The organism is Microbacterium resistens (genome assembly GCF_031456305.1).
GTDB lineage: Bacteria > Actinomycetota > Actinomycetes > Actinomycetales > Microbacteriaceae > Microbacterium > Microbacterium resistens_A.
Genome location: NZ_JAVDUM010000001.1, coordinates 162292 through 185903, shown reverse-complemented (window position 1 = coordinate 185903; position 23612 = coordinate 162292). Strand labels below are relative to the sequence as shown.

Below are 23612 nucleotides of genomic sequence, written 5' to 3'. Positions count from 1 at the left end.
CTCGGCTCGCGCTGCTTGTCTCTGCGCGCGCGGCGGAGACCTGCGCAGCGTACGCAGGAAACGGCAGCGCGACGTCGGAGCGGGGAGGACGGTTAGGGTGATATCCATGCCCCGACTCCTCGCCGTCTGCGTCGTGCATCAGCTCCTCCCGGATGCGGGGACGGTCGGGACGACGGCGATCGACAAGAGACCCGTTGACGGTCCGGTGAAGGTCGGCCGGTACGGGGCGTACGCCGACGTCCAGGCCGACCGCAAGCACCACGGCGGGCTGGAGAAGGCGCTCTACGCCTACGCGCAGGAGGACGCGGACTGGTGGGGTGCGGAGCTCGGGCACGAGATCGCGCCCGGCGTGTTCGGCGAGAACCTCCGGACCGAGGGCATCGACGTCAACGCCGCCCGCATCGGTGAGGTCTGGCGGATCGGGGAGGGGCCGAGGGCGGTCGAGGTCGAGGTGACCATGCCCCGGACGCCATGTCAGACGTTCGCGCGCCGCATGGGCGAGCACGTGGCGGAGGAGGCCGCGGACGGATGGGTGCGCCGCTTCTCCGATGCCCGCCGTCTCGGTCCCTACTTGCGGGTCCTCCGGACCGGACGTGTCTCGGCGGGCGACCCGATCGAGGTCCTGCTGCGCCCCGAAGGCCCGACGATCCTGGACATCTACCGCGGGGCCTGAGCCGAAGGCCCGAACTGCGTCTCTGAGTGGAGATTCTGAGCGGAGACTCTGAACTGCGACTCTGAGCGGAGACGACGATGCCCCGATCCGTCCGGACCGGGGCATCGTCTCGTAGGCCTCAGCTCTGGGAGGTGCCGAACGATCCGAGCTGGCGGGTCGACTCGGTCACGCGCGCGGCCATGGCCGTCTCGGCGACCTTGCCCCAGGCGCGCGGGTCGTAGACCTTCTTGTTGCCGACCTCGCCGTCGACCTTCAGCACGCCGTCGTAGTTGGCGAACATGTAGCCGGCGATCGACCGGGTGAAGGCGTACTGCGTGTCGGTGTCGATGTTCATCTTCACGACGCCGTTGGCGACCGCGAGCGCGATCTCCTCGTCGGTCGAGCCGGAGCCGCCGTGGAAGACGAGGTCGAGCGGCTTCGGGCCGGTGCCGTACTTCGCCGCGACCTGCTGCTGGATGTCGCCGAGCAGCTCGGGGCGGAGCTTGACGTTGCCCGGCTTGTAGACGCCGTGCACGTTTCCGAAGGTGAGCGCGGCGATGTAGCGGCCCTGCTCACCGAGGCCCAGCGCCTGCACGGCCTGATCGACGTCGGCGAAGGTCGTGTAGAGCGCGTCGTTCGAGCCCTCGTGGCGCACGCCGTCCTCCTCGCCGCCGACGACGCCGATCTCGACCTCGAGGATGGCGTTGATGTTCTTCATGCGGGGGAGGAGATCCTTGGCGATCTCGATGTTCTCGGCGAGGGGAACGGCCGAGCCGTCCCACATGTGCGACTGGAAGATCGGGTTGCGTCCGGCCCTGACCTCCTCCTCGGAGGCGGCGATCAGCGGCTCGACGAAGCCGGCGAGGGCATCCTTCGGGCAGTGGTCGGTGTGCAGCGCGACGGTGACCGGGTAGGACTTGGCGACCTCGGTGGCGTACTTCGCGAAGGCGAGGGCTCCGGTGGCGCGGGCCTTGACGGTCTGGCCGGCGAAGTAGTCCGCACCGCCGGTCGTGACCTGGATGATGCCGTCGGAGCCGGCCTCGGTCAGGCCCTGCAGCACGGCGTGGATCGTCTGCGAGCTGGAGACGTTGAACGCGGGGTAGGCGAAACCGCCGGCCTTCGCGCGATCGAGCATCTCGGCGTACTGATCCGGGGTGGCAACGGGCATGGCATCTCCTGTGCTGAGCGACGGGGTTCAGAGCCACTCTATCGCCGTGTGTTCCGGGATTCTGATCGCCGATCCGGTCGTGACGACGGGCAGATCTTCGATCCTGGCAAGAAGCGCGCATCTTTCGATGAACGGACGTGCAAATCCGTGAATCCCTGAACGCCTGACTCCTATGCTGAGCCTCATGGTGAGCCTCACTGCCGATCTCAGTCCACTCCGCCCCGACCGCAACCTTGCGTTGGAGCTCGTCCGCGCGACGGAGGCGGCGGCCATCCGCGCTGTCCCCTTCATCGGACGCGGCGCCAAGGAGGCGGCCGACGGAGCCGCCGTGGACGCGATGCGCGCCTTCCTCGGGACCGTCGACTTCGACGGAGAGGTCGTGATCGGCGAAGGGGAGAAGGACAACGCCCCGATGCTCTTCAACAGCGAGCGCGTCGGCACGGGGCAGGGCCCCGCCTGCGACATCGCCGTGGACCCGATCGACGGTACGTCGCTGACTGCGGCCGGGCGCCAGAACGCGCTCTCGGTCATCGCCGTCTCCGACCGCGGGACGATGCTGGACGCGTCGAGCGTCTTCTACATGGACAAGCTGGTCACCGGACCCGCCGGTGTCGGCGTCGTCGACATCCGTCTGCCGATCGCCGAGAACATCCGACTCCTTGCCGGAGCGCTCGACAAGCCGGTGGAGGAGATCGTCGTCTCGGTGCTGAACCGTCCGCGCCACGACGATCTCATCCGGCAGATCCGCGAGGCGGGCGCCGGCACCCGACTGATGTCGGACGGTGACGTCGCCGGCGGCATCAACGCCGCGCGGCACGGGGCGCGCACGGACATGTGCGTCGGTGTCGGCGGCAGCCCGGAGGGGATCGTGACGGCCTGTGCGATCAAGGCTCTCGGGGGTCACATCCAGGGCCGCCTCTGGCCGCGCGACGACGAGGAGCGTCAGCGCGGGATCGACGCGGGCCTTGACATGGACAAGGTCTACGAGGCCGATGACCTCGTGCGGGGCAACAACACGATCTTCGTCGCCACCGGTGTCACCGACGGGCAGCTCGTCGCGGGGGTCCGGCGGGAGGGCGAGTACCTCTACACCGAGAGCGTCGTCCTCCGCAGCGCCTCCGGAACGCTCCGGAGGATCGCATCCGAGCACCTCGTCTCGAAGTGGCTCTGACGCCTCAGATTCTGATGCCTCACGTCTGACGCCTCACGACGGCGATATCGGTTCCCTGATCGGCTTCTGATCAGGGGATCGTTACCGACCCGGTACCGCGATATCGAGCTGCATCCGCATGGATCGGCCGATGCCTGGCACAATGGAACCCGTCCGTAGCGCACCGGCACTGGCTGGCGCCGGACAGTGAGAAGGGCGGGCGGATGGCTTCCGAGAACGTGTACCGGCACACGACGGTCACCGACACCGGCACCGTCACCGTCATCGAGATGGATCCGTCCCGTCGCACCGACGTGCTGTTCCGTGTGCGCCGCGAAGAGGGTCATGAGATCAGCGCGTGGTGGATGATCGGTGCCTTCGTGGCCTTCTCCGGCGCGGTGATCGCGATGCTCAGCTTCGTTCCCGGGGGCGCGTGACCTCCTCTCCCTCCGAGGGGTCGATCTTCCTGTCCACCGGCTGATCGTCTCCGTCTCTCGGCGCGACGTCATCAAGAGAAACCCCCGCCGGTGTTGAGATCCACGCACCATCCGCATCGACGGGAGCCTCGGCGGCGATCCGCGCACGCACCTCGCCGAGCTCGGCGGTGATCCTCCCCGAATCGTCGAGGTCGGGCTCGGTCGTGAGCTCCTCCGCGGTGAAGCGACGTGTCCCCTCGGTGATCGTCGCCGGTGAGTCGAGCGAGGACGGATCGATCCCGGGGAATCGGCGGGCGGTCACCAGCACGCGGTTCTCCAGGGATCCGGCGAACCGGTTGTAGCTCTCCACGGTGCGTTCGAGGGCTCGGCGGAGGTCATCGGCGTGGTGGGCGAGCACTCCGAGCCGGTCGTAGAGCTGCGTGCCGAGGGTGAGCAGGGACTGCGCCTCGGCGGAGACCTCCTGTTGCGTCCAGGTGTAGGCCACGGTCTTGAGCACCGCCCAGAGGTTCACGGGGGAGGCGAGCGCGATCTTCTTCCCGAAAGCGTGATCGAGGAGGGAGGGGTCCTCGTCGATCGCCGTGGCGAGTAGCGACTCGCTGGGCAGGAAGCAGATGACGAACTCCGGCCCGGCGTCGAGCCCCGCCCAGTAGGCCTTCTTCGCGAGTGCATCGACGTGTGCCCGGACCGCCTTGACGTGCTGCTGCATGAGCGTCCGGCGTCGGGCCTCGTCCGTGGCGCCGAGCGCACTCGCCTCCAGATAGGCGTCGAGCGGAACCTTCGCATCGACCGCGATCGACGCGCCGCCGGCCAGCCGGATCACCATGTCGGGGCGGCCCCTGCCATTGTCCGAGGAGATGGTGGTCTGCAGGTCGAAGTCGATGTGCCGGGTGAGTCCGGCGGCCTCCACCACACGACGCAGCTGCGTCTCGCCCCATACGCCGCGCGTCGCAGTGGAGCGCAGGGCACCGGCCAGCGCCTCGGTCGTCGCGCGCAGCGCCTCATCCGACTCGTGCGCCCTGCGGAGCTGCTCGCTCAAGGCCCCGAACTGGGCATGCCTGTCCTGTTCCAGGTCCGAGACCTTCCGCTGCATGAGGTGCAGTGTCTCGCGCACCGGCGCGAGTGCGGTCAGCACCGCGTTCTGCTGCTGCGAGCGCTCGGCGGCGGCGCGCTGTTCGGTTCGCGAGTGCTCCACCGCGTCGCGGTAGAGGTCGTACTGGCGGTCGCGGTCGTCACGCAGGGCCGCGGCTTCGGCCGTGGCACGGGCGACCTCGGCGGCCGCGCGGGAACGGGCGACGACCCAGCCTGCACCCGCGCCGGCGATCAGCGCGAGAAGGGCGATGGCGAAGACGAGCGGGGCTTCCATGCGTCCATCGTGGTGGGGGCCACCGACATTCGACCGGTGTCGTCCGATCCGTCGGCTCCCGTCGCGAAAACGGCCGTCTCAGCGGCCCAGGAGCGGCAGATTTCGCGACCGGAAGGTCTGGAAAGACCGGAAGACCTGGAAAGGCGCGCAGCCCGGTCAGGGCAGCGCGCGGTTAGGCGCGGGCGGCGTACTCGTCCAGGACAGCGCGCATGGCGGGCTGGCCGAACTGGTCCGCGATCTGCGCTGCCGGATGGCCTCCGGCATTCTGGTCGGCGCCGGCGTCGAGGAGCATCCGGAGCAGGGGCTCGTTGCGACGGAAGACCGCACAGGCCACCGCCGTCTGTCCATGGGAGTTGACCGCGTCGGTATCGGCTCCGCGCGCCAGGAGGTCTGCGACCACGTCGACGCGCTCGGCGTAGGCGGCGACGATCAGCAGGGTGTCTCCACGGGGGTTGCGGAGGTCGATGGGGACGCCGGCGTCGATCATCTCGCCGAGGGGACCGACCCGCCCGTCGCGGGCCAGATCGAAAGTGCCCTCGATCACCTCGAGGCTGAGGCCGGAGTCACCGGGCTGCTGTTCGGTCATCCGTCCATTGTCGCGGTCCGCAGCAGGGAAGCGACTGAGGAGAAGGCGGAGGGGGAACGACCGGGAAGGATCAGGCGACGGCGCGTGCAGGAGCGCCAGCGGAGACGGTGGCCGCCGTCGCGGGAGCGGTGATCCGCACGCCGAGGGCGTCGGCCAGCGCGTCAACGGACTCGGCGCCGAGGCGCCTGCCCGCGTCGATCACGATCTGCGCGCAGGCGCGGGCGTCGGCCAGGGCGTCATGGTGCGGGAAGTCGCCGAAACCGGCGGCTGCGGCGGCGACGGGCAGACGATAGGAGTCGAGGTCGTAGACCTTCCGTGCCACGTGCAGGCTGCACAGCGAGCGGTAAGGAGGAGCCGTGTCGCCGGTCGCCTCGCACGCGCGGCGCAGCACGTTCAGGTCGAAGCCCGCGTTGTGGGCCACGAGCACATCGGCGCCGGCGAAGCCGCACAGACGGTCCAGCTGCTCGCTCCAGCTCGCGGCATCGGCCACCTGGTGCGGACGGATCCCGTGGATGCGGACGTTCCACTCCTGGAACTCGTCGTGCCCCGCCGGCGGTCGGATGAGCCATCCGGCGGTGGCGACGACCTCGCCGCCGCGGACGCGCACGAGACCGACCGAGCAGGCGGAGGCCGGGCTGGAGTTCGCGGTCTCGAAGTCGATCGCAGTGAAGTCCAGGGGCACGGATCCACCATCGCCCGGCCCGGCTTCCCGTCGCTCCAGGCGCGCCGAGAAATGTCGGGAAGCGCGAGCGTAGGCTGGCGCCATGAGCGTGGAACGGGCGACGAGTTTCGGGGCGGCGACGGGAAGCTACGACGTGGGGAGACCCGAGTATCCGCAGGACGCCGTCGACTGGCTGCTCGATGGGCTGCCCGAAGGAGCGCGCCATGTGGCGGACGTCGGCGCGGGGACCGGGAAGCTCACCCGTGCGCTCCTCGCGACGGGTGCGGACGTCATCGCGGTGGATCCGGATTCGGAGATGCTCGCGGCGCTGCGGCGGAACCTCCCCGACGTGCCGACGAGCGTGGGCACCGCTGAGCGCCTCCCGCTCGACGACGCGAGCGTGGATGCGGTGGTTCTCGGGCAGGCCTGGCACTGGGTCGAGCCGATCGCGGCCTCGGCGGAGATCGGCCGCGTGGTGCGTCCTGGAGGAACGCTCGGCGCCATCTGGAACGTCCGCGACGATCGTGTCGACTGGGTGCAGAGGCTGACCGCGATCATGCACGGCAGCCCCGCGGAGCAGATGGTCGCCTATGGCGGTCCCCGGTTCGCTGAGCCCTTCGGTGAGATGCAGACGCGGCGCTGGGAATGGAGCCGTGAGATGACCCGGGAGCAACTGCACGAGATGGCTCGCTCCCGGAGCGCCGTGATCACCGCGAGCGCAGAGGAGAAGGAGCGGATCGAGCGGGAGATGGACGCGCTCTTCGACGACCTCGGGCTCGCTCCCGGCCGAACGATCGCCATGCCCTATGTCACTGCGGCCTTCCGGGCCACGCGAGACTGAGCGCTCGCCGGAGTCGCGGACCCGGCCGCGCCGGTAGACTCCTACCCCGTGGCTCTCACCATCGGAATCGTAGGACTGCCCAACGTCGGCAAGTCCACCCTCTTCAACGCCCTCACCAAGAACGACGTGCTCGCGGCGAACTATCCGTTCGCGACGATCGAGCCGAACGTCGGCGTTGTGAACCTGCCCGACCCACGGCTCGAGACCCTCGCAGGGATCTTCGGCAGCGAGCGGATCCTGCCGGCGACGGTGTCGTTCGTCGACATCGCCGGCATCGTCCGCGGCGCGAGCGAGGGGGAGGGGCTGGGCAACCAGTTCCTCGCGAACATCCGCGAGGCCGACGCGATCGCACAGGTGGTGCGCGGTTTCGCCGATGACGACGTCGTGCACGTCGAGGGCGCGGTGGACCCGGCCTCGGACATGGAGACCATCAACGCCGAGCTCATGCTCGCCGACCTCCAGACGCTGGAGAAGGCGGTTCCCCGTTACGAGAAGGAGGTGCGGGGCAAGAAGCTTGACCCGTCCGTCCTGGAGGCGGCCAAGGCCGCGCAGGACGCGCTCGAGCGCGGACAGCTCCTCTCGACCGCGGGCTTCGACATCGCGCCGATCCGCGAGCTGGGCCTCCTCACCGCCAAGCCGGTGATCTTCGTCTTCAACGTGGACGAGGGCGTTCTCACCGACGCCGCCCGCACGGCGGAGCTCGCGGCTCTCGTCGCTCCGGCGAAGGCGATCTTCCTCGACGCCAAGATCGAGTCCGAGCTCATCGACCTCGATCCCGAGGATGCCGCGGAGCTGCTGGCCTCGACCGGCCAGGAGGAGTCGGGCCTGGATCAGCTCGCCCGCATCGGCTTCGACACCCTCGGGCTGCAGACCTATCTCACCGCCGGTCCCAAGGAAGCCCGTGCCTGGACGATCGGCAAGGGCTGGAAGGCCCCGCAGGCCGCCGGCGTCATCCACACCGACTTCGAGAAGGGCTTCATCAAGGCGGAGGTCGTCTCCTTCGACGACCTCGTCGAGACCGGCTCCGTGGTCGAGGCCCGCGCGAAGGGCAAGGCCCGCCTGGAGGGCAAGGACTACGTGATGCGCGACGGCGACGTGGTGGAGTTTAGGTTCAATAACTGATTTGGCTCCTGACCAGGACTTTAGTGATCTTCTTACTGGTTGAGTTCTGATTCAACATCACGGCGACGCCGTATCGCCGAAGAGGATCCAGCAGGTGCTGTCGCGGTCGCCATGGCGAAATCCGTGTGCCCAGTACCAGCGTTGTTCCGCAGTGCGGACTGTCCACGGATGTCGGCGCTTGATGGCACCGTGAGCGCATGACGTCACACGGAGAAGGTACTGAACCCCGGTGGGTAGCGGCCAAGGGTGTGCTCGTTCACCGCTGCGTCCTGGCTGCGGCCGGGAAATGGCTCACGATCGAGAAGGCGCTACAGACGACCGCGTTCTGTGGTGTCGATGAGTCCGTATTCGTCGCCGAGGCGCGGTGGATGGCCCGACGGCTGACCGATGCGATCACGACTGAGGACGAGGAGCTCGGGTGGGCGCTCATCGACGCGGGCGGCCCGTACTGGAACGCGGCGTACGAGGACGCCGTGAGATTCTCGGACGTGCAGCGCGACCGAATCCTGGACGGGCTCGAGGAGTTGGTCGTCCGCATCGCGCGCGCGATCCTCGACGAAGCGAAGCGGGACGGCTGGGTCGCCATCCTGTCGGAGGTCGCCGATCCGTACGCGATGCTCTCAGCTCGGACGCCCAAGGAGCAGCGGGCCGCACGCTCGCGCGTCGACCTGCTCGTGCACCGGGGGCACGATCGGATCGCGCTCGTCGTGGACCTCAAGACTGGATGCCGACTGCCCGACGTCGACGCACTCGCCGATGAGGTCGCGGACAACTACGGGCACCATGTGTCCAACGCCATCGACGACGAGGTCGAATGCCGGGTGCTCGGCGCGTCGTTCACGGGTGCGCTCAGGTGGAGCGACTTCGTCGTCGTCGATACGCCAACGCAGACATCGGCGGTCTGACAACGGCCGTCCGCGCATCATCACGACGGCCGGCGCGCTGGGCAGGTCACAGGCAGCCCGTGATTCCGCGCTCCCGCAGCATGTCGCGGACACCGTCGTGCTAATCGAGCACACGGGCGCGCGCGAGTAGATCCTCGAATCGGTCGGCAACCGATGGATCCTGCTCATTGACCGGGATGGTGAGTAGCCTCACGTGTGTGCCGCTTCGCGGCCGCATGGCTCGTTCATGTTTCAGCCGCACACGAACTTCGAGGTAGCCGCGCTTCGATGAAGATGCGATCCGAATCGGCCTCGATCAGTCGCGCAAGATCGTCGGGCGGGTAGTCGCAAGCGGTTGACCCAGTTGCGCGCTCTCGTGTTGAGGACGCACTCATGACCGTGTTAAGTGACGCGTGACGCGACACTGTCTCCCTGCGGGCGAGGCCCACCAGGCGTCCCCGGCGCCCGCCAACGTCGCCGAAGATTGAGGGAAGCACGATGGGAACCTTCTAGCGTGGGAGTGTCGGAAGCACGCGCTATGGTCGCCGAGTGAACTTCCCGACAGTGAATCAGAAGGATGGACCTCTCACGGGCCACGTCCGCAAGGGGCGCGTTTTCAAACCGCCGCTGATGGCGACCGGCGTGATGAACATCGGCAACTGGATCAAGGACGACTTTCCGGACCTGCTGTGGCCGGCACTCATCCTCGCCGACCGTGGCGAGGATGGCATCCGCGACATGGTCCGCTGGCAGAAGGCTGTTCAGGACCGTCTCTCTGGGCACAGTGAGAACGAGTGGATCGCAGAGCGTCTCGACGGACGCCTCACCTCGCTGGACGACCTTGCGAAGAGGTTCCCGAGTGCTGAGACAGTCGTCGTTCAGGAGGCGCGACGACGCGGCCTGCTTGCGGAGCGTGTGGCTCGAGTCCTGGCGTCGTACCCGCATATGCCTGCTCAGTGGATCACAGGCGGACTGGAGTTAAAGGCTCCCGACGTGGAAGACCTGGAACTGGTTCGCGACGCATTGCTCGGTGCCGTCGGGAACGATCACCACGAAGCGCTCATAAAGTGCTTGCGGATCTGGAGTATCGTCCAGGCCGGGACGTTCCGCTCCAGCGCCGAGACGATTGACTTGCTTAAGGACTACCCTGGCAACCTCGGCAAGCGGGCGGAGGCCGACACTGCCGTTCGAGCAATGTGGGGCGCCCACAGGGGTCTGATAGAACACGAAGACCCGAACTGCTTTGATGCTGCAACCGACTGGGCTCGAATGTTCTGGGGAGCTAACTCGATGACTTCGGGGTGCATCCGGGATCGGGACCTTGACTCGTCGAACGGTACCCCCAAGGACTCGGCAGAGGCGGCCGAGCAGGATACTGCGGAGGACGACGTTGAGATCGCGCCAGCTGAGATGCCCGAAGACGGTGCGCATTTGCGGCGACTCGTGATGGATCTCATGAGCAGCTTTGTTGAGGCGCTGGAGACAGCTCCGGCACACCTGCATGCGCAGGAGCGGCAGGAGGTTGTGTCAGGACTGGTCTCGCGCGCGGGACGTGACCTGATTGCCGTGCTTGGTGCGCCGTCGCTCTGGTGCCTTGAGCACGGTGCACACATCGGTCGCATGCTCGTCGAGATCGAGATATACCTGCATTGGATGGCAATTCAAGACCCGGCGATTTACAAGCAGTTCCAAGAATACGGTGCGGGGAAGGCGAAGCTGTACGCCCAGATCTTCGACGAGTTGCCAGATCACGCGCGCACAGCAGGGTTTCGCGAGAGCATCGAGGAGTTGCGCCGACTTAGCCACAATGACCATCCCCTTGATCTGCGGACTGTCGACACTCGGGATACGTTTGCCGAGGGAAAGTCCATCCGAGCCATGGCGCAAGAAGGAGGCCTCCTTGACTACTACCGGCATGCATACTCGATGTCGAGCGGGGTTGCTCACTCTGAGTGGTGGTCGATCGAAACCCACGCAATGGAGAGGTGCCTCAACGTGTTGCATGGGATGCACCTGATCCCGAGCCTGTCGATCAATCCGGGAGGCAACGTCGAATTGGCTCGTGCCTGGGTGGAGCAATATCATGCTCTGATGCGCGACGGCCTTCAGATTCTTCGGACTGATGAGTCGGCCGTTGGACGCGCCTTCGCCTGGCTCGACGCCGATAAGACTCCTGCCACCGCCGACGCCCCCGAAGTTGACTTGGGAGGAGCGTGAGCGACGCCCCTCGCGAGGAAGTCGGACGCTGTGGTGCCAGAGCAGGGCCGTCCGTCTGGCCACATTGTCCGAACCGAACCCCGCTGGCCCCTCAACTGCGCGCTCCGTAGACAGAAGTGGCTTGGAGGCAGGTACGCCGAGCAACTACGCGCGCGCCCACAGATGACGCCGAGGGTCGGAATCCGTATTCTGCGTCCGACGCTGGAGACCTAACTGCAGTCCAGCGGTCTCACGAAGCGAGTCGAACCGATCACGGAACTAGGGGAGGCGCCCGCCGTTCGGACGGCATTCGTTCTCAACCGCGGCGACGTGGTGGAGTTCCGCTTCAACAACTGATCTTCACGTTGACACCTGATCTTCACGTTGACGTCTGGCGGGGAGGCAAGAAGGAGCCCATCGTGGGCACTCATAACGCCAACGTGCCAGTCCTCGGTGATGCTGAGTTCATCGCGGTCCTCGGACACCGGGTCTCGCCTCGGCTCGTACCCAAAGTGCTAGCATTAATGCAATCACTCTTGGGAGGTGGTTGGCATGTCCTCCATCGTCGTTCGCGGGCTCGACGAGTCCGTCAAGGCCCGGATCGCCGCTCAGGCGAAGCAGCATGGCCGTTCCATGGAAGCCGAGGTGCGTGAGATCCTGACCAACGCAGCCACGCGGCCGAACATCGGCTTGGCGCTCTTGCAGGCGGGGCGGTCGGTCGGTGGTATCGATGATCTCGCGGTGCCTGAGCGGGCCGACGTCGCGCGAGCTGTCGACTTCTCGTGATCGTCCTCGACACCAACGTCGTCTCCGAGGTGTTGAAGCCTCAGCCGGACGCCCGCGTCGTCGCTTGGCTGGAATCGCTGGCTGATGATGTCGCCATCGCCGCAGTCACTCTCGCGGAGCTCCTGGCAGGGCTTCGTAAGCTTCCTGACGGCCGACGGAAGAAGGACCTCACGTCGCTGGTCGAGGCCGCGGTCATGCCGTATCGGGACGCCGGGGCGATCATCGCCTTCGATGCCGCTGCGGCTCCTCGCTACGCCGACATCCTCGCCGCGCGTGAAGTCGCCGGCTTGCCGATTGCAACCGGCGACGCACAGATCGCGGCCATCTGTCGATCCAGGGACGCGGTCTGCGCGACGCGCAACACGAACGACTTCATCCACTCCGGCGTCGCGCTCATCAACCCGTGGACAGGTGAGGAACACGCGTCTTTGTCGTGATGGCTCTATCCATCGGAACGTGGTGGAGTTCCGCCTCAACGACTGACTTGGACCGGACCTTTTCATGACGCTACCCAGAAGGATCCGTCGCCGCAGGCTCGTGCGAACGGGCGCGACGGCGTTCATCGCGATCACCACGTCCGTGCTCGCCGGATGCTCAAGCGGCTACGACGGTGTCCTGTGGCGGCAGATGGACGCGGCGGAGAACCCCCTCTACGACGAGCTGGTCGAGGCGCAGAGGCTCGGGGCGACACCGGCCGAGATGCTGGCGTCGCTACAGAAGGAGACCCTCCTCTGGGACGGGGGAGGGGCGCCCGAGTCCCTCCGGGCGGATGAGTCGGCGGTCGTCGTGTACGGTTTCACGCCGGGATGGCGAGGCGCCGAGAAGAACGCGTTGCTCTCCTTCGACGCCCTGATCTTCTCGGGTCCGCGCGACCCCGAGATTCCGCGTGATGAGATCGGAGCAAGGGGTGGAGAACGCTACACGGGTCCCTCGGCGGTATACACGTGCTTCACGATCGAGGCGCAGTTCACAGACGGAGCGCTGCGAAGCTGGGATCGTTCGTTCGATCCAGACTGTCCGAAGGCCCTGGTGGACGCGCTGGGGGCCGGCGCGCAGTACGAACGGCCGACGGAGTTCGACGGCTGACGGCTGGGGGTGACAAGGCCGCTGCTTCGGTGGGACAACAACGAGGTCGGATCCCATCTGGCGGTATAACGCTCTTCGTTATATGCTGGATCGCGTGATCAGATCGTTCGGGAGCAAGGACACCGAACGTATCTGGCACGAGCGGTATGTCAGAGGCATCGATCGCGTCGTGCAGCGCGCGACCCTGAGGAAGCTCGAACTCATCCACGCGGCGAAGGATGTGGAGGACCTTCGGATTCCTCCAGGGAATCGTCTGGAACGGCTTGTCGGTGACCGCAGCGGCCAGCACAGCATTCGGGTGAATGTCCAGTGGCGAATCTGCTTCGTCTGGAGAAAGGGAGGCGCAGAAGATGTCGAACTCGTCGACTATCACTGAGGGTGACCGGATCGAGCCGATCCATCCGGGGGAGATCCTGATGGAGGACTTCATCGAGGGATTCGGAATCACGCAGAACAGGCTGGCAGTGTCGATCGGAGTGCCACCACGGAGGATCAACGAGATCGTGCACGGCAAGCGTGGCATCACCGCTGACACGGCGATCCGTTTGGCGCGCTACTTCGGGACGTCCGAGGAGTTCTGGATGAACCTGCAGTCCAGCTACGAGCTGCGACTCGAGCGTCGGGCTTTGCAGGACAAGCTTGCCCTGATCACGCCGCTGAAAGTGGCATGATCAAGCGGTGCGTCTGGCCTCTTCCCCGCGGCACTGATGCTCTGCGGCGCTGAGACGATCGCCTCAGCGCACGGGAGCGCTGCTGCGCCCCTCGGATCGCCCGGTCATCTCCGCTTCGTGGTGCACGGCCCGCCGGAGCTACGAGATCACCTCACCTGGATCCATGAGCGGACTGGTTGACGCGGATCGTCTCGTCTCGAGCGCGTCGAGTCAGCGCGTCGAGTTAGAGTGCACGTGATCTCACTTTGCAATCACGGAGGGAGCCTCATGTTCCGCACACGAGTGCACAATCTGTTCGTCTCCTCGGATGGATATGCAGCAGGTGATCACGTGACGCTCGAGACGCCGATCGGTGGGGCCGAGGCGCTCTTCAGCAAGTTCGACGGACGCGTCATCCATGGCGTCCAGGGCATCGACGACCCGATGACCGTGGATCGGGCCATGTTCAGCATGTGGGGCCAGGGAATCGGGGCGGAGATCATGGGCCGCCGCAAGTTCGGACCGCAGTCAGGAGAATGGCCTGACGACGGATGGGAGGGGTGGTGGGGAGACGCGCCGCCCTTCCTCACTCCGTGCTTCGTCCTGACCCACTACCCCCGTGAGAGCATCGAGTTCGCCAACGGCACGAGCTTCCACTTCGTGGATGCACCGCCGGAGGAGGCGCTCCGCCTGGCGCAGAACGCCGCAGGCGGGTTGGATGTGCGGATCGGCGGCGGCCCGTCCACTGTGGGCGAATTCCTCCGAGCGGACCTCATCGACTTCCTGCATGTGGTGATCGTTCCGATCGTTCTCGGCTCCGGTGTCCGGATCTGGGACCACCTGGCCGGCCTGGAAGACCGATTCGACGTCGAATCCGTCAGCACCCCCAGCGGGCTGACGCATCAGCTGTGGAACAGGAAGAGCCGCGAGTGAGTGATTCGCGGATCGCTTTTTCATCCGTATCCATTCAGGAGGTTTCGCTGTGTCCCCGTTGAGCATTCGGCCGTCGACCGGGAGCGCCGAGTTCGTGGCGCTCGTCGAGATCTGGCGGACGGCGGTGGATGCGACACATGCCTTCCTCGCAGAGGAGCATCGCGAGGAGATCGAAGAGCGTCTCGCCACGGAGTATCTTCCGGCGGTCGAGCTCTCCGTCGCCGTCGCGAACGGAGTTCCGGTGGGCTTCGCCGGGGTCGCGGAAGGGAACCTGGAGATGCTGTTCGTTGACGCGTCACGGCGCGGCGGCGGGATCGGATCGGCTCTTCTCGCGCACACGATCGACGCGCACGGGGTCACGAAGGTCGATGTGAACGAGCAGAACCCGCAGGCGGTGGGCTTCTACGAGCACCATGGGTTCGTCGTGGTGTCACGGAGCGCGCACGATGACGCAGGGCGCCCCTACCCACTGCTCCACATGCGTCTGGGCGGATAACGGAGGGCATCCCCCACGGGACGCTCGGCCGACGCGGATAGAATCGACTGCAACCGTGGCGTGCGGTCGAGCTCCGCTCCAGCACGCGACGATGTTCGACCGCCCGATGCCGAGCACAGACGGCAAGCAGATCAGGGCGGACACGCGAGAGGATCGAGGGAAAGTGACCGCGAACAGCGTCTTTGAGCCGGCAGGCCGGGCCATCCCCTACATCGAGGAGGGGGAGGGGCCCGTCTCGCTCGTCCTGATCCCCGGGACCCGTCAGGACGGTGCCGCGCTCGGAGTCGTCGCCCACTATCTCGCCGAGGAGGCGGGCTTCCGCGTGGTGCGGATCGGCTCCCGGGGCGAGCTCAACGGCGCAGAGGACGCGGTGTCGCTGGAGGAGCGCGTCGAGGATCTTGCCGCGGTGATGGACCACATCGGGTTGACGAAGACCTGGGTCGGCGGACACGGGTTCGGCGGGACGGTGGCGCGTGCGTTCGCCCTCGACCGCACCGATCGCATGAACGGTCTTCTGCTGCTCGGGGTCGAGGAGCGGGAGATCCCGCTCGCCCCCGCGATCCCCGTGCTGATCGTGCAGGGTGCGGAGGACGAGGTCACGCCGCCGGCCCAGGGCGAGCGGCTGAAGACGACCGCGTCCGATCGGGCGAGCGTCACGACCATCCCCGGCGCGGATCATCTGTTCCCGACGACCCATCCCGTCGAGACGGCCGTCGTGATCGAGGAGTACCTGGACTGGGACTGATCTGATGGCCCGTGCGCAGCGGGCACCCGGCTGTCCTCCTGCGCAGATGTCACGGTTTCGCGCTGTTACCTGTCGGAAATAGCAGTGCACAGCAGCCGAAACATCGGACTGCGAGAGTTGGCGACACCCGAAGAGCACGGCTGCTCCGCACCGCCGTGCAGTCGCGCTCGTCATCGCCGACGAAAGACGACCTCGCATGCCGGAAAATCCCCCTGCCCGCATACACCGACTCCTCGCCGCAGGCATCTCGCTCGCGGCATCCGCCGTCCTGCTGCTCGGATCCGCAGCACCGGCCTCAGCGGCCGGCGACGCCTATGACACGCTGACGATCACTGCCGAACCCGCCGCCGTCGACGTGGGCGACGTCGTCACGGTGACCGCCGTCGCGACCGGAACGGTCGACGCCTACGCGTACGAGCTCGCGCTGGGCTACGACACGGCGCTCCTCGCCTACGCCGACGGCAGCGACGCCCTGCCCTCCGGCGGCTTCGGATCCGTCGCGGACGAGGGCGCCGAGGTCTCCGTCGTCGCCACGAGGCTCGGCACATCGCCGGGGCTGACGGGAACCCAGACCCTCGTCACGTTCCGCTTCATCGCGAAAGCCGCCGGCGTCGCGGGGATCGGCCTGACGTCGGGTCGAATCGTCGACTCCGCCGGTGCCGTCTCCGACATCGACATCACGGGCGAGGGTGCGACGGCCCGGGTGACCATCACCGCTCCGGCGGGTCCGGGCACGAATCCGGGGAGCCCCAGCTCCAATCCGGGGAACCCCGGCAGCGGCAACGGGGCCGGCGCAGGCACAGGGGCGGGCGGGCAGAGCGCTCCTCCGAGCGACGGGGCAGATCTGCCCTCGACCGGCGGGGACGCCGTGCCGTGGCTGATCGCAGGCGCCTTCGCCGTCGCGGCGATCGTCGCCGGCAGCGTGATGATCGTGGTCCGACGGAGGACCCGATGAGCCGACGCATCTCCCGACCGCGCTCGGAATCCATGAGAGGAACCACCGTGAAGACCACCGTCCTGCGAGTCACCTCGACCGTCGCCGTAGCCGGCGTCATCGCCGCTGTGACGGGCGCATTCTCCGCTTCTGCTGAGAGCACGCCCGTCTCCAGCGCGCCGATGCTGGCTCCCTACTACACCGAGCTCGATGTCACCGGTGACGCCCGTGTCTCGCAGGACGATCTCGCGGTCCTCATCGACGCGCTCGGGATCACGGACGAATCCGCCGACTGGCCCCGGCTCTCCCTGCTCGACTCCGACCATGACGAGGAGCTCACGATCGCGGACCTGTCGGTCCTCTCCCAGCGGATGATCTATGACGACGGTCCCTTCGAGCTGGTCGAAGCGTCTCTTGTCGCGATGCAGGCGGCGATGAACGCGGGCGTGACGACATCGGTCGACATCACGCAGGAGTACCTCGATCGGATCGCCGCCTACGACCGCACGGTGGTCTCCGGCGGCAGTCGTCCGCTCAACTCGATCATCACGCTCAACGAGCGCGCCCTGGAGGCCGCGGCCGTCGCCGACGAGACGCGGAAGAGCCGGGGCATGACGAGCATGCTCCTGGGCGTGCCCATCGCGGTGAAGGACAACTACGACACCGTCGACATGGTCACTACCGGCGGATGCGGCTGCTGGAACGCGAACCAGACGTCGACGGACGCGGCGATGATCGAGGGCATGCGGGCCGAGGGCGCGGTGATCCTGGCCAAGGCCAGCCTCGACGAGTTCGCCTACGGGTTCGTCTCCGAGTTCTCGTCGTTCCAGGAGCCGGGATCGACCCTGCTGGTGGCGAGCCCCTACGACACCACCCGCACGGCGGGCGGGTCGAGCGGCGGCACCGGGGCGGCCGTGTCCGCCAACCTCGCCGCCGTCGGATTCGGCACCGACACCGGCGGATCGATTCGAGTGCCGTCTTCGTACAACCAGCTCGTCGGCGTGCGCCCGACTGTCGGGCTGGCGAGCCGCGACGGCATCATCCCCCTCGCTCTGACGCAGGACACCGGCGGTCCCATGGCCCGCTCCGTCATGGATGCCGCCGTGGCGCTCGATGCCGTGACGGGCGTCGACGACGCGGATCCGGTGACCGCGCGCCAGGCCGGCCTCGTCCCGGACTCCTACACGTCCTACCTCGACCCGGCCGCCCTCTCCGGGGCACGCATCGGGTATGTCGAGTCCATGGTGGGATCCAACGCGGAGACGGTTCGCCTGTTCTCGCAGGCGAGAGCGGCGATCGAGGCGCAGGGCGCGACGGTCGTGACCGTCGCCCCGCCGCAGGGATTCGCCGACGTCCTGAACGAGGGATCGGGATCGACGAACGAGTTCCGGCACGATCTCGACGGGTACATCGCCTCGCACCTCGGCTCCGACGTGCAGGCGCGCACTCTTCCGGAGATCCTTGCGACGGGAAACTACGTCACCTCGCGGAAACCTGTGTACGACGCACGCATCGCCGTCACTCCGGAGGCGTATGAGGCCTGGGCGGGACCGAGCGGGTCGCACACGCTCCAGCTCGCTGCGGGCAAGGAGCTCGTCACGGCGATGATGGACGATCTCGATCTCGACGCGATCATCTACCCGAGCACGAACGCGTACGGGACGCAGGCGACGAACATGCGGCTCAGCCCGAACACCGGCATGCCGGCGGTGACGGTGCCGATGGGACAGGCGGTGGCGGGCGAGAGCACGCCAGGAGGCGGGGTCAACCTGGAGTTCCTCGGAAGGGACTTCGGCGAGGGCCCGCTGCTCGGCCTCGCGTACGCCTTCGAAGCGGTGACCTCGGCTCGGACGGCTCCGGCGCTGTACGGCCCGCTTCCCTGACCGGTCGCGGCGGCCACCCGGCACGTGATCGGGTGGCCGCCGCGGGTAGCCTTGAGGCATGGCCGCGATGACCCACCTCTTCAGCGTCGTCCCCGTCAGCGATCGCGAGGCGGCGGCGGCCTGGTACGCGGTGCTGTTCGGGCGTTCGGCGGACGACGACAGCGACGGCGAGGCGACCTGGGAGGTCACCGACACGGCGTGGATCGTCGCGGTTCAGGACCGGGAACGGGCGGGCTACACGCAGCTCACCATCGCCGTGTCCGCCCTTGATGAGATGCTCGCGCGCGTGGACGCGCAGGGAATCGAGCGGGAGGCTGTGGAGACGTACGGGAACGGCGTCCGCCACGTCGTCGTGGTCGACCCGGACGGCAACCGGATCGCGTTCGCCGCGGCCAGGGACGACGATCGGTGACCAGGATCTCCCGCCGTCACCTGCTGCGCATCCGCGCACTGGTCTCCGTGCTCGTCGGGATCGGGGCCGGCGTCGCGACGACTCCCGCCCTCGGGCTCGCCGCAGGGATCCTCGCAGGCTGGGGCGGCGTGGCCGCCGTCAGCGTCACGTGGGTCCTGCTGGTCGTATGGCGGATGGATCCTGCGCAGACCCGCGCGCATGCGACCGTGGAGGATCCGGGACACTCGGTGGCGCGGTTCATCACCATCGTCGGCAGCGTCGTGAGCCTCGCCGCCGTGCTGGTGGTGGTGATCCAGGCGCGTAACGAGCAGGGTCCGCAGCAGTTCCTGCTCGCCGGGGTCGCCGTGCTGAGCGTCGCCGCGTCCTGGGCGCTCATCCAGGTGGACTACATGCTCCGCTATGCCCGGCTGTACTACGCGAAGCCGGTCGGGGGCATCGTCTTCAATCAGGACGAGGATCCGGAGTACACCGACTTCGCCTACTTCTCGGTCGGGCTCGGCATGACCTATCAGGTCGCCGACACGAACGTGACCGACAACGCCTTCCGGCGGATCGTGATCGCCCAGACGCTGCTCGCCTACCTCTTCGGCGCCGTGATCCTCGGCACGATCATCAACCTGATCACCGGCCTCGGCTGAGGCGCGCAGCACCGGCTCCGTCCCGGTGTTCCCTAGGTGCCGCCGGTCAGGGCTCCCAGCGCAGGATGTCGCCCGGCTGGCAGTCGAGCGCGGTACAGAGCGCATCCAGCGTCGAGAAGCGCACCGCCTTCGCGCGCCCGTTCTTGAGGACGGCGAGGTTCGCAGGCGTGATCCCGATTAGCTCGGCGAGCGTTCCCACGGCCATCTTGCGCCGGGCGAGCATCACGTCGACGTCGACCACGATCGGCATCAGATCACCTCGTCCATCTCCGCGCGGAGATGGCGGGCCTCGACATCCGTCGACACGGCCTGGGCGAGGAGCGCGCGCATCACGACGACCACGAGGGCGACCCCCGCGATGACCAGGGCCGCTCCGCAGAGGAGCCCGACGACTCCTGGCGCGGTTGCGCCCGGTGCGAGGAGGACGGCGAGGGCCAGGGCGAGGACGGCGGCCGCGCCGATCGCTCCGATGATGACGTCGACGTAGCGGAAGGACCTGGGGGAGAACACCGATCCCCGGCGAACCAGGGTCAGCAGTCGCCAGATGCACACGCCGCAGACCTGGAGCGTGGCGATCCCGAGCACGGCGATGATCACGAGCGCGATGCGCCCCCAGAGGGCCTCGTGCCCCAGCTCCATCCAGAAGTACGGGACGAAGAGCACCTGAAGCGTGAGCGAGCCGGCAAGGGCGATCGCGATGATCGCCTTGAGGGTCGGAACCAGGGATCTTGGCATGAGATTCCTCTCGTCAGAGGATAGAAATCTATCGTTTAACGATAGAAACTGTCAATCCGATCGTTGTCGGGCGGAGTCCTGTCATGGAAGTGCCCGGGCATGAAAGGAGCCGCCGCGGCCGAGGCGCGCGGCGGCTCCGGAGCCCGGAGGCGGTGTTCAGACCGGCTGGGGGAGGACAGCGAAGGAGACGGCGCCCTCCTCGTCGACGCTGGCGTCGAGGATCTTGTCGGACAGCACGGTCGCTGCCCCCTCCTCGAGGTAGACATGGGCGCCGGGGACGTCGAGCACCGCGTCCTCGGGCGCAGGGGCGGGGACGACGACGACCGCGAGGCGGGACTCTCCCGCGGGGCCCGTGGTGTCGGCCGTCTGGATTCGCAGGCCGGCCTCCTCGGCGTCGCTCTGGCGGTTCACCAGGGTGGCGACGATGGCGGTGGCGTTGTCGGTCAGGGTGAGCACGTCGGCTCTCCTTCCGGTTGCGGACATGCGGCGGTCGCCGACATGTCCGGGCCACGATTCCCGATCGTCGAGCGGGCTTCAACCGCGCCGCGCGGATTTCGAGGGATTCTGAGGGTCCTCTCACCGGAGACTCAGCCTTGGCGCCCGGGCTCACCGCCCCGGATGCGCCGCGCGAGGCGGGGGAGGATCAGCCACAGGGCCGCGACGAGGACGATCGAGGCGATGAACGCCGCGATCCCGGCCGGCCTGCCGATCGTGAAGTCGACGATCAGTGTCGTGACACCGGCGCTGAGGACGCCGATGACCGCCAGATCGACGGCGACGATCCTGGAGGCGATCGCGACCAGCGCCTCTTTCCGGTGCTGGTGGAAGAGCGCCCGATGCAGCCCGACCGGTGTCAGAGCGAGGACCGTGGCGACTGCGGCGAGGGCGACCAGGACGATGTACAGCGCGACCTGCTCCGGGGCCATCGCCGCGAACCGCGGCTGGAACGCGACGGCGAGGAGGAAGCCGGTGAGGATCTGGGTGCCGGTCTGCATGACGCGGAGCTCCTGGAGCAGCTCGTCCCAGTTGCGGTCGGCCCGCTCCGCAGGGGACTCCCCGCGGCCGTCATCGGTGGGGAGGGGATCGGCGGAGTCGGGGGTCATGCGTCCAGCTCCTTCGCTCGGCTCCTTGCGCTCAGCACCTCGTGCTCGGCTCCTCGCGCTCGGAGCCTCGGGTTCTCGCTGCGTTTGGAGGCACGCTACTCCCTCGGCGAGGCGGGAGATAGTCTCGACGGCGAGCGCCGCAGGGGACGGCGGCGGGAACCCGCGCCCGCCGCCGTCGGCAGGCGTACCATGGAGCGATGACCAGCCATACGGACGCTCACGACGCGTCCGACGCCCCCCTCGCGGAGACTCTCCGGCCGCTGTCCGCCGTCGACGGTCTCACCGTGCTGCCCCTCGATGAGGCCGCGGGAAGCTGCAGCGGCGGCTTCTGCACTCTTCCCCGTCCCCGCACGACCGCGGACTGACGCCGTCCGCGGCCGTCTGAGACGGGCATCGCGGATCTCGGGCATGGGAAGAGCCCCGCACCCTGGTGGGTACGAGGCTCTTCCGACGATCTCCGTCTGCGGTCGATGCCGCGGGGATCTGGGCGCTGGGGCCGGTGTCCCGCCGGTCAGTGACCGGCGGGTGCGCCTTCCGGTGCGTCCTCCGGCTTGCGGACGAAGAACGCTCCGGCGATCGTGATCGTGAGCAGGATCGCGCCGACGATGAACGCCGCGCGGGCGCCCGCGCCGCCCGCCGCCGCCTCGGCGGCACCGCTCTCGACCGTAGAGGCGGTGACCGCGGACATGAGTGCGATCATCGTGGCGATGCCCGCGGCGCCGGCGACCTGCTGCGTGGTGGACAGCACCGCACTGCCGTGCGAGTAGAAGCGCGGCTGGATCGAGGCGAGGGACGCGGTGAACAGCGGCGTGAACGTGAGCGCCAGACCGATCGAGAGGACGGTCTGCGCGACCGCGATCACCCACACCGGCGTCGTCTCGCCGACGGTCGCGTAGAACCACAGCGTCGCCGCCGCGATGATCGTCCCGGGAATGAGCAGCATGCGCGGCCCGCGGGCGTCGTAGACCCGACCGATCACCGGTCCGAGCAGGCCCATGGCCAGGGACCCGGGGAGGATGAGCAGGCCGGTCTCCAGCGCGGAGACGTGGAGCACGCCCTGCAGGTAGAGCGGCAGCACCGTGACGGTGCCGAAGAACGCCATCGACAGGACGAGCATCATCAGGATCGAGATCGAGAAGTTCGCCGAGCGGAACACGCGCAGGTCGAGCAGCGCGTCGTCGACCTTCTGCAGGACGAGCTGGCGCCAGACGAACAGCGCGAGCGCGACGGCGCCGACGACGAGCGACACCGTCATCACCATGCCGGAGGAGGCGGCGGCTGCCGCGTCGGCACCGTGCCCGCCGCCACCGATCCGGGTGAGGCCGTAGACGAGGCCGCCGAAGCCGAGCGCGGACAGGATGATCGACAGCACGTCGATCGGCGCGTGCTTGGGCTCGGCGAGGTTGTGGATCCACTTCGCGCCGATGGCGAGCGAGATGAGCGCGATCGGGAGCACCATGCCGAAGATCCAGCGCCAGCCGACGGAGTCGAGCAGCAGGCCTGCGACGGACGGGCCGATCGCCGGCGCGAGCGACATGACGATGCTGACGCGGCCCATCATCCGCCCGCGCGACTGCGGCGGGACGAGGGTCATCAGCGTGGTCATCAGCAGCGGCATCATGATCGCCGTGCCCGATGCCTGGACGACGCGCGCGACGAGCAGCAGCGGGAACCCGGGGGACAGGAACGCGATGAGGGTTCCCAGGGAGAACAGCGACATCGCGGCGATGAACACCTGGCGCGTCGTGAACCGCTGGAGCAGGAAGCCGGTGGTCGGGATGACGATCGCCATCGTGAGCATGAACGCGGTGGTGAGCCACTGGGCGTCGACCGCGGTGATGCCCAGGTCGCCGATGAGGTGCGGGATCGCGACGCCCATCGTGGTCTCGTTGAGGATCGCGACGAAGGCAGCGGCGAGCAGGAGCCAGATGATCCGGCTCTCGTTGCGGCCGAGCGTCCCCGGGGCGGCGGTCGCCGCTGCGGGGACCGATCCGGTGTCGACGTGTGACAAGGGTTGCCTCCAGGCAGGAAATCGGAAGAAGGACGAGGAAACGAGGGTGAGGAGGTGCGCGAGTGCGCTGAGACCTTACAGCGTAACCACAGCCTCCGACATTCCATTCCCGATCCAGCGGATCCGGCCCTCTGAGCCGA

Annotated in this window: 29 protein-coding genes; 20 read left to right on the top strand and 9 right to left on the bottom strand. The window is 67.7% G+C overall.

Translation table 11 applies throughout. The features are described 5' to 3' along the window. Window positions 1–106 precede the first annotated feature (106 nt). Window positions 107–673 carry an MOSC domain-containing protein gene (locus J2Y69_RS00910; RefSeq protein ID WP_310016598.1) on the top strand — a complete coding sequence of 189 codons (567 nt, stop codon included), beginning with the start codon at window positions 107–109 and terminating at the stop codon, window positions 671–673. Between the two features lie 118 nt (window positions 674–791). On the opposite strand, the gene fbaA is transcribed toward J2Y69_RS00910, so the two are convergent. Beyond that, window positions 792–1820: a class II fructose-bisphosphate aldolase gene (fbaA, locus tag J2Y69_RS00905; RefSeq protein WP_310016597.1), complete on the bottom strand. Its 1029-nt coding sequence runs from the start codon at window positions 1818–1820 to the stop codon at window positions 792–794. A gap of 184 nt (window positions 1821–2004) precedes the next feature. Between fbaA and glpX the strand changes: the two genes are divergently transcribed. Continuing rightward, a complete protein-coding gene (gene glpX, locus J2Y69_RS00900; protein ID WP_310016596.1) occupies window positions 2005–2991 on the top strand; it encodes a class II fructose-bisphosphatase in 987 nt (328 codons plus the stop codon). Window positions 2992–3194: 203 nt separating this feature from the next. Continuing rightward, a complete protein-coding gene (locus tag J2Y69_RS00895; protein WP_310016595.1) occupies window positions 3195–3407 on the top strand; it encodes a UDP-N-acetylmuramyl pentapeptide phosphotransferase in 213 nt (70 codons plus the stop codon). Here the strand turns inward: J2Y69_RS00895 and J2Y69_RS00890 are convergent. The 3 genes from J2Y69_RS00890 to J2Y69_RS00880 form a co-directional block, all read right to left on the bottom strand. Further along, window positions 3382–4770, bottom strand: coding sequence for a DNA recombination protein RmuC (locus J2Y69_RS00890; protein ID WP_310016594.1), 1389 nt, complete (start codon window positions 4768–4770; stop codon window positions 3382–3384). The genes J2Y69_RS00895 and J2Y69_RS00890 overlap by 26 nt on opposite strands. A 172-nt stretch (window positions 4771–4942) precedes the next feature. Next, window positions 4943–5356, bottom strand: a complete 414-nt coding sequence (locus tag J2Y69_RS00885) for an ankyrin repeat domain-containing protein (RefSeq protein WP_310016593.1) — start codon at window positions 5354–5356, stop codon at window positions 4943–4945. 70 nt (window positions 5357–5426) lie between these two features. Further along, window positions 5427–6038 carry a 3'-5' exonuclease gene (locus J2Y69_RS00880; protein ID WP_310016592.1) on the bottom strand — a complete coding sequence of 204 codons (612 nt, stop codon included), beginning with the start codon at window positions 6036–6038 and terminating at the stop codon, window positions 5427–5429. Between the two features lie 82 nt (window positions 6039–6120). Here J2Y69_RS00880 and J2Y69_RS00875 point away from each other — a divergent pair, with 82 nt between their 5' ends. From J2Y69_RS00875 to J2Y69_RS00800, 16 genes are all read left to right on the top strand, one after another. Further along, the gene (locus J2Y69_RS00875; protein WP_310016591.1) at window positions 6121–6858 is read left to right on the top strand and encodes a class I SAM-dependent methyltransferase; all 738 of its coding nucleotides are present in this window, start codon (window positions 6121–6123) and stop codon (window positions 6856–6858) included. Window positions 6859–6906: 48 nt separating this feature from the next. Further along, entirely contained in the window at window positions 6907–7980 is a 1074-nt protein-coding gene (gene ychF, locus J2Y69_RS00870; protein ID WP_310016590.1) for a redox-regulated ATPase YchF, read from the top strand. Window positions 7981–8177: 197 nt separating this feature from the next. Continuing rightward, the gene (locus J2Y69_RS00865) at window positions 8178–8885 is read left to right on the top strand and encodes a hypothetical protein (RefSeq protein WP_310016589.1); all 708 of its coding nucleotides are present in this window, start codon (window positions 8178–8180) and stop codon (window positions 8883–8885) included. 528 nt (window positions 8886–9413) lie between these two features. Beyond that, window positions 9414–11081 carry a DUF5677 domain-containing protein gene (locus J2Y69_RS00860; RefSeq protein WP_310016588.1) on the top strand — a complete coding sequence of 556 codons (1668 nt, stop codon included), beginning with the start codon at window positions 9414–9416 and terminating at the stop codon, window positions 11079–11081. Window positions 11082–11612: 531 nt separating this feature from the next. Beyond that, window positions 11613–11846, top strand: a complete 234-nt coding sequence (locus J2Y69_RS00855; protein WP_310016587.1) for a FitA-like ribbon-helix-helix domain-containing protein — start codon at window positions 11613–11615, stop codon at window positions 11844–11846. Continuing rightward, window positions 11843–12283 carry a type II toxin-antitoxin system VapC family toxin gene (locus tag J2Y69_RS00850; protein ID WP_310016586.1) on the top strand — a complete coding sequence of 147 codons (441 nt, stop codon included), beginning with the start codon at window positions 11843–11845 and terminating at the stop codon, window positions 12281–12283. The genes J2Y69_RS00855 and J2Y69_RS00850 overlap by 4 nt, the downstream gene beginning before the upstream one ends. Window positions 12284–12347: 64 nt before the next feature. Continuing rightward, on the top strand, window positions 12348–12932 hold the full coding sequence (locus J2Y69_RS00845; protein ID WP_310016585.1) for a hypothetical protein: 585 nt from the start codon (window positions 12348–12350) through the stop codon (window positions 12930–12932). Window positions 12933–13026: 94 nt separating this feature from the next. Next, window positions 13027–13308: a type II toxin-antitoxin system RelE/ParE family toxin gene (locus J2Y69_RS00840; protein ID WP_310016584.1), complete on the top strand. Its 282-nt coding sequence runs from the start codon at window positions 13027–13029 to the stop codon at window positions 13306–13308. Then, window positions 13283–13603 carry a HigA family addiction module antitoxin gene (locus tag J2Y69_RS00835; RefSeq protein WP_310016583.1) on the top strand — a complete coding sequence of 107 codons (321 nt, stop codon included), beginning with the start codon at window positions 13283–13285 and terminating at the stop codon, window positions 13601–13603. The genes J2Y69_RS00840 and J2Y69_RS00835 overlap by 26 nt, the downstream gene beginning before the upstream one ends. 267 nt (window positions 13604–13870) lie before the next feature. Next, window positions 13871–14515, top strand: a complete 645-nt coding sequence (locus J2Y69_RS00830; protein ID WP_310016582.1) for a dihydrofolate reductase family protein — start codon at window positions 13871–13873, stop codon at window positions 14513–14515. Window positions 14516–14564: 49 nt separating this feature from the next. Continuing rightward, window positions 14565–15011: an acetyltransferase gene (locus J2Y69_RS00825; protein WP_310016581.1), complete on the top strand. Its 447-nt coding sequence runs from the start codon at window positions 14565–14567 to the stop codon at window positions 15009–15011. A 163-nt stretch (window positions 15012–15174) separates the two neighbouring features. Then, on the top strand, window positions 15175–15756 hold the full coding sequence (locus J2Y69_RS00820; protein WP_310016580.1) for an alpha/beta fold hydrolase: 582 nt from the start codon (window positions 15175–15177) through the stop codon (window positions 15754–15756). A gap of 196 nt (window positions 15757–15952) precedes the next feature. Then, window positions 15953–16711, top strand: a complete 759-nt coding sequence (locus tag J2Y69_RS00815; protein WP_310016579.1) for a cohesin domain-containing protein — start codon at window positions 15953–15955, stop codon at window positions 16709–16711. A gap of 47 nt (window positions 16712–16758) precedes the next feature. After that, a complete protein-coding gene (locus J2Y69_RS00810) occupies window positions 16759–18573 on the top strand; it encodes an amidase family protein (RefSeq protein WP_310016578.1) in 1815 nt (604 codons plus the stop codon). A gap of 58 nt (window positions 18574–18631) precedes the next feature. Then, window positions 18632–18985, top strand: coding sequence for a VOC family protein (locus tag J2Y69_RS00805; protein WP_310016577.1), 354 nt, complete (start codon window positions 18632–18634; stop codon window positions 18983–18985). Then, the gene (locus tag J2Y69_RS00800; protein WP_310016576.1) at window positions 18982–19623 is read left to right on the top strand and encodes a DUF1345 domain-containing protein; all 642 of its coding nucleotides are present in this window, start codon (window positions 18982–18984) and stop codon (window positions 19621–19623) included. The genes J2Y69_RS00805 and J2Y69_RS00800 overlap by 4 nt, the downstream gene beginning before the upstream one ends. Before the next feature lie 46 nt (window positions 19624–19669). On the opposite strand, the gene J2Y69_RS00795 is transcribed toward J2Y69_RS00800, so the two are convergent. The 4 genes from J2Y69_RS00795 to J2Y69_RS00780 all read right to left on the bottom strand — a co-directional run bounded on the left by J2Y69_RS00795 (window position 19670) and on the right by J2Y69_RS00780 (window position 21461). Further along, window positions 19670–19873, bottom strand: coding sequence for a helix-turn-helix domain-containing protein (locus tag J2Y69_RS00795; RefSeq protein ID WP_310016575.1), 204 nt, complete (start codon window positions 19871–19873; stop codon window positions 19670–19672). Continuing rightward, a complete protein-coding gene (locus tag J2Y69_RS00790) occupies window positions 19873–20358 on the bottom strand; it encodes a DUF2975 domain-containing protein (protein WP_310016574.1) in 486 nt (161 codons plus the stop codon). Before J2Y69_RS00790 ends, J2Y69_RS00795 begins: the two co-directional genes overlap by 1 nt. A gap of 156 nt (window positions 20359–20514) precedes the next feature. Beyond that, on the bottom strand, window positions 20515–20814 hold the full coding sequence (locus tag J2Y69_RS00785) for a Fe-S cluster assembly protein HesB (protein ID WP_310016573.1): 300 nt from the start codon (window positions 20812–20814) through the stop codon (window positions 20515–20517). Window positions 20815–20945: 131 nt separating this feature from the next. Further along, a complete protein-coding gene (locus J2Y69_RS00780; RefSeq protein WP_310016572.1) occupies window positions 20946–21461 on the bottom strand; it encodes a DUF6328 family protein in 516 nt (171 codons plus the stop codon). 197 nt (window positions 21462–21658) lie between these two features. Here J2Y69_RS00780 and J2Y69_RS00775 point away from each other — a divergent pair, with 197 nt between their 5' ends. Next, window positions 21659–21826: a hypothetical protein gene (locus J2Y69_RS00775; RefSeq protein ID WP_310016571.1), complete on the top strand. Its 168-nt coding sequence runs from the start codon at window positions 21659–21661 to the stop codon at window positions 21824–21826. A gap of 146 nt (window positions 21827–21972) precedes the next feature. On the opposite strand, the gene J2Y69_RS00770 is transcribed toward J2Y69_RS00775, so the two are convergent. Further along, the gene (locus J2Y69_RS00770) at window positions 21973–23472 is read right to left on the bottom strand and encodes an MDR family MFS transporter (protein WP_310016570.1); all 1500 of its coding nucleotides are present in this window, start codon (window positions 23470–23472) and stop codon (window positions 21973–21975) included. Between the last annotated feature and the right edge of the window lie 140 nt (window positions 23473–23612).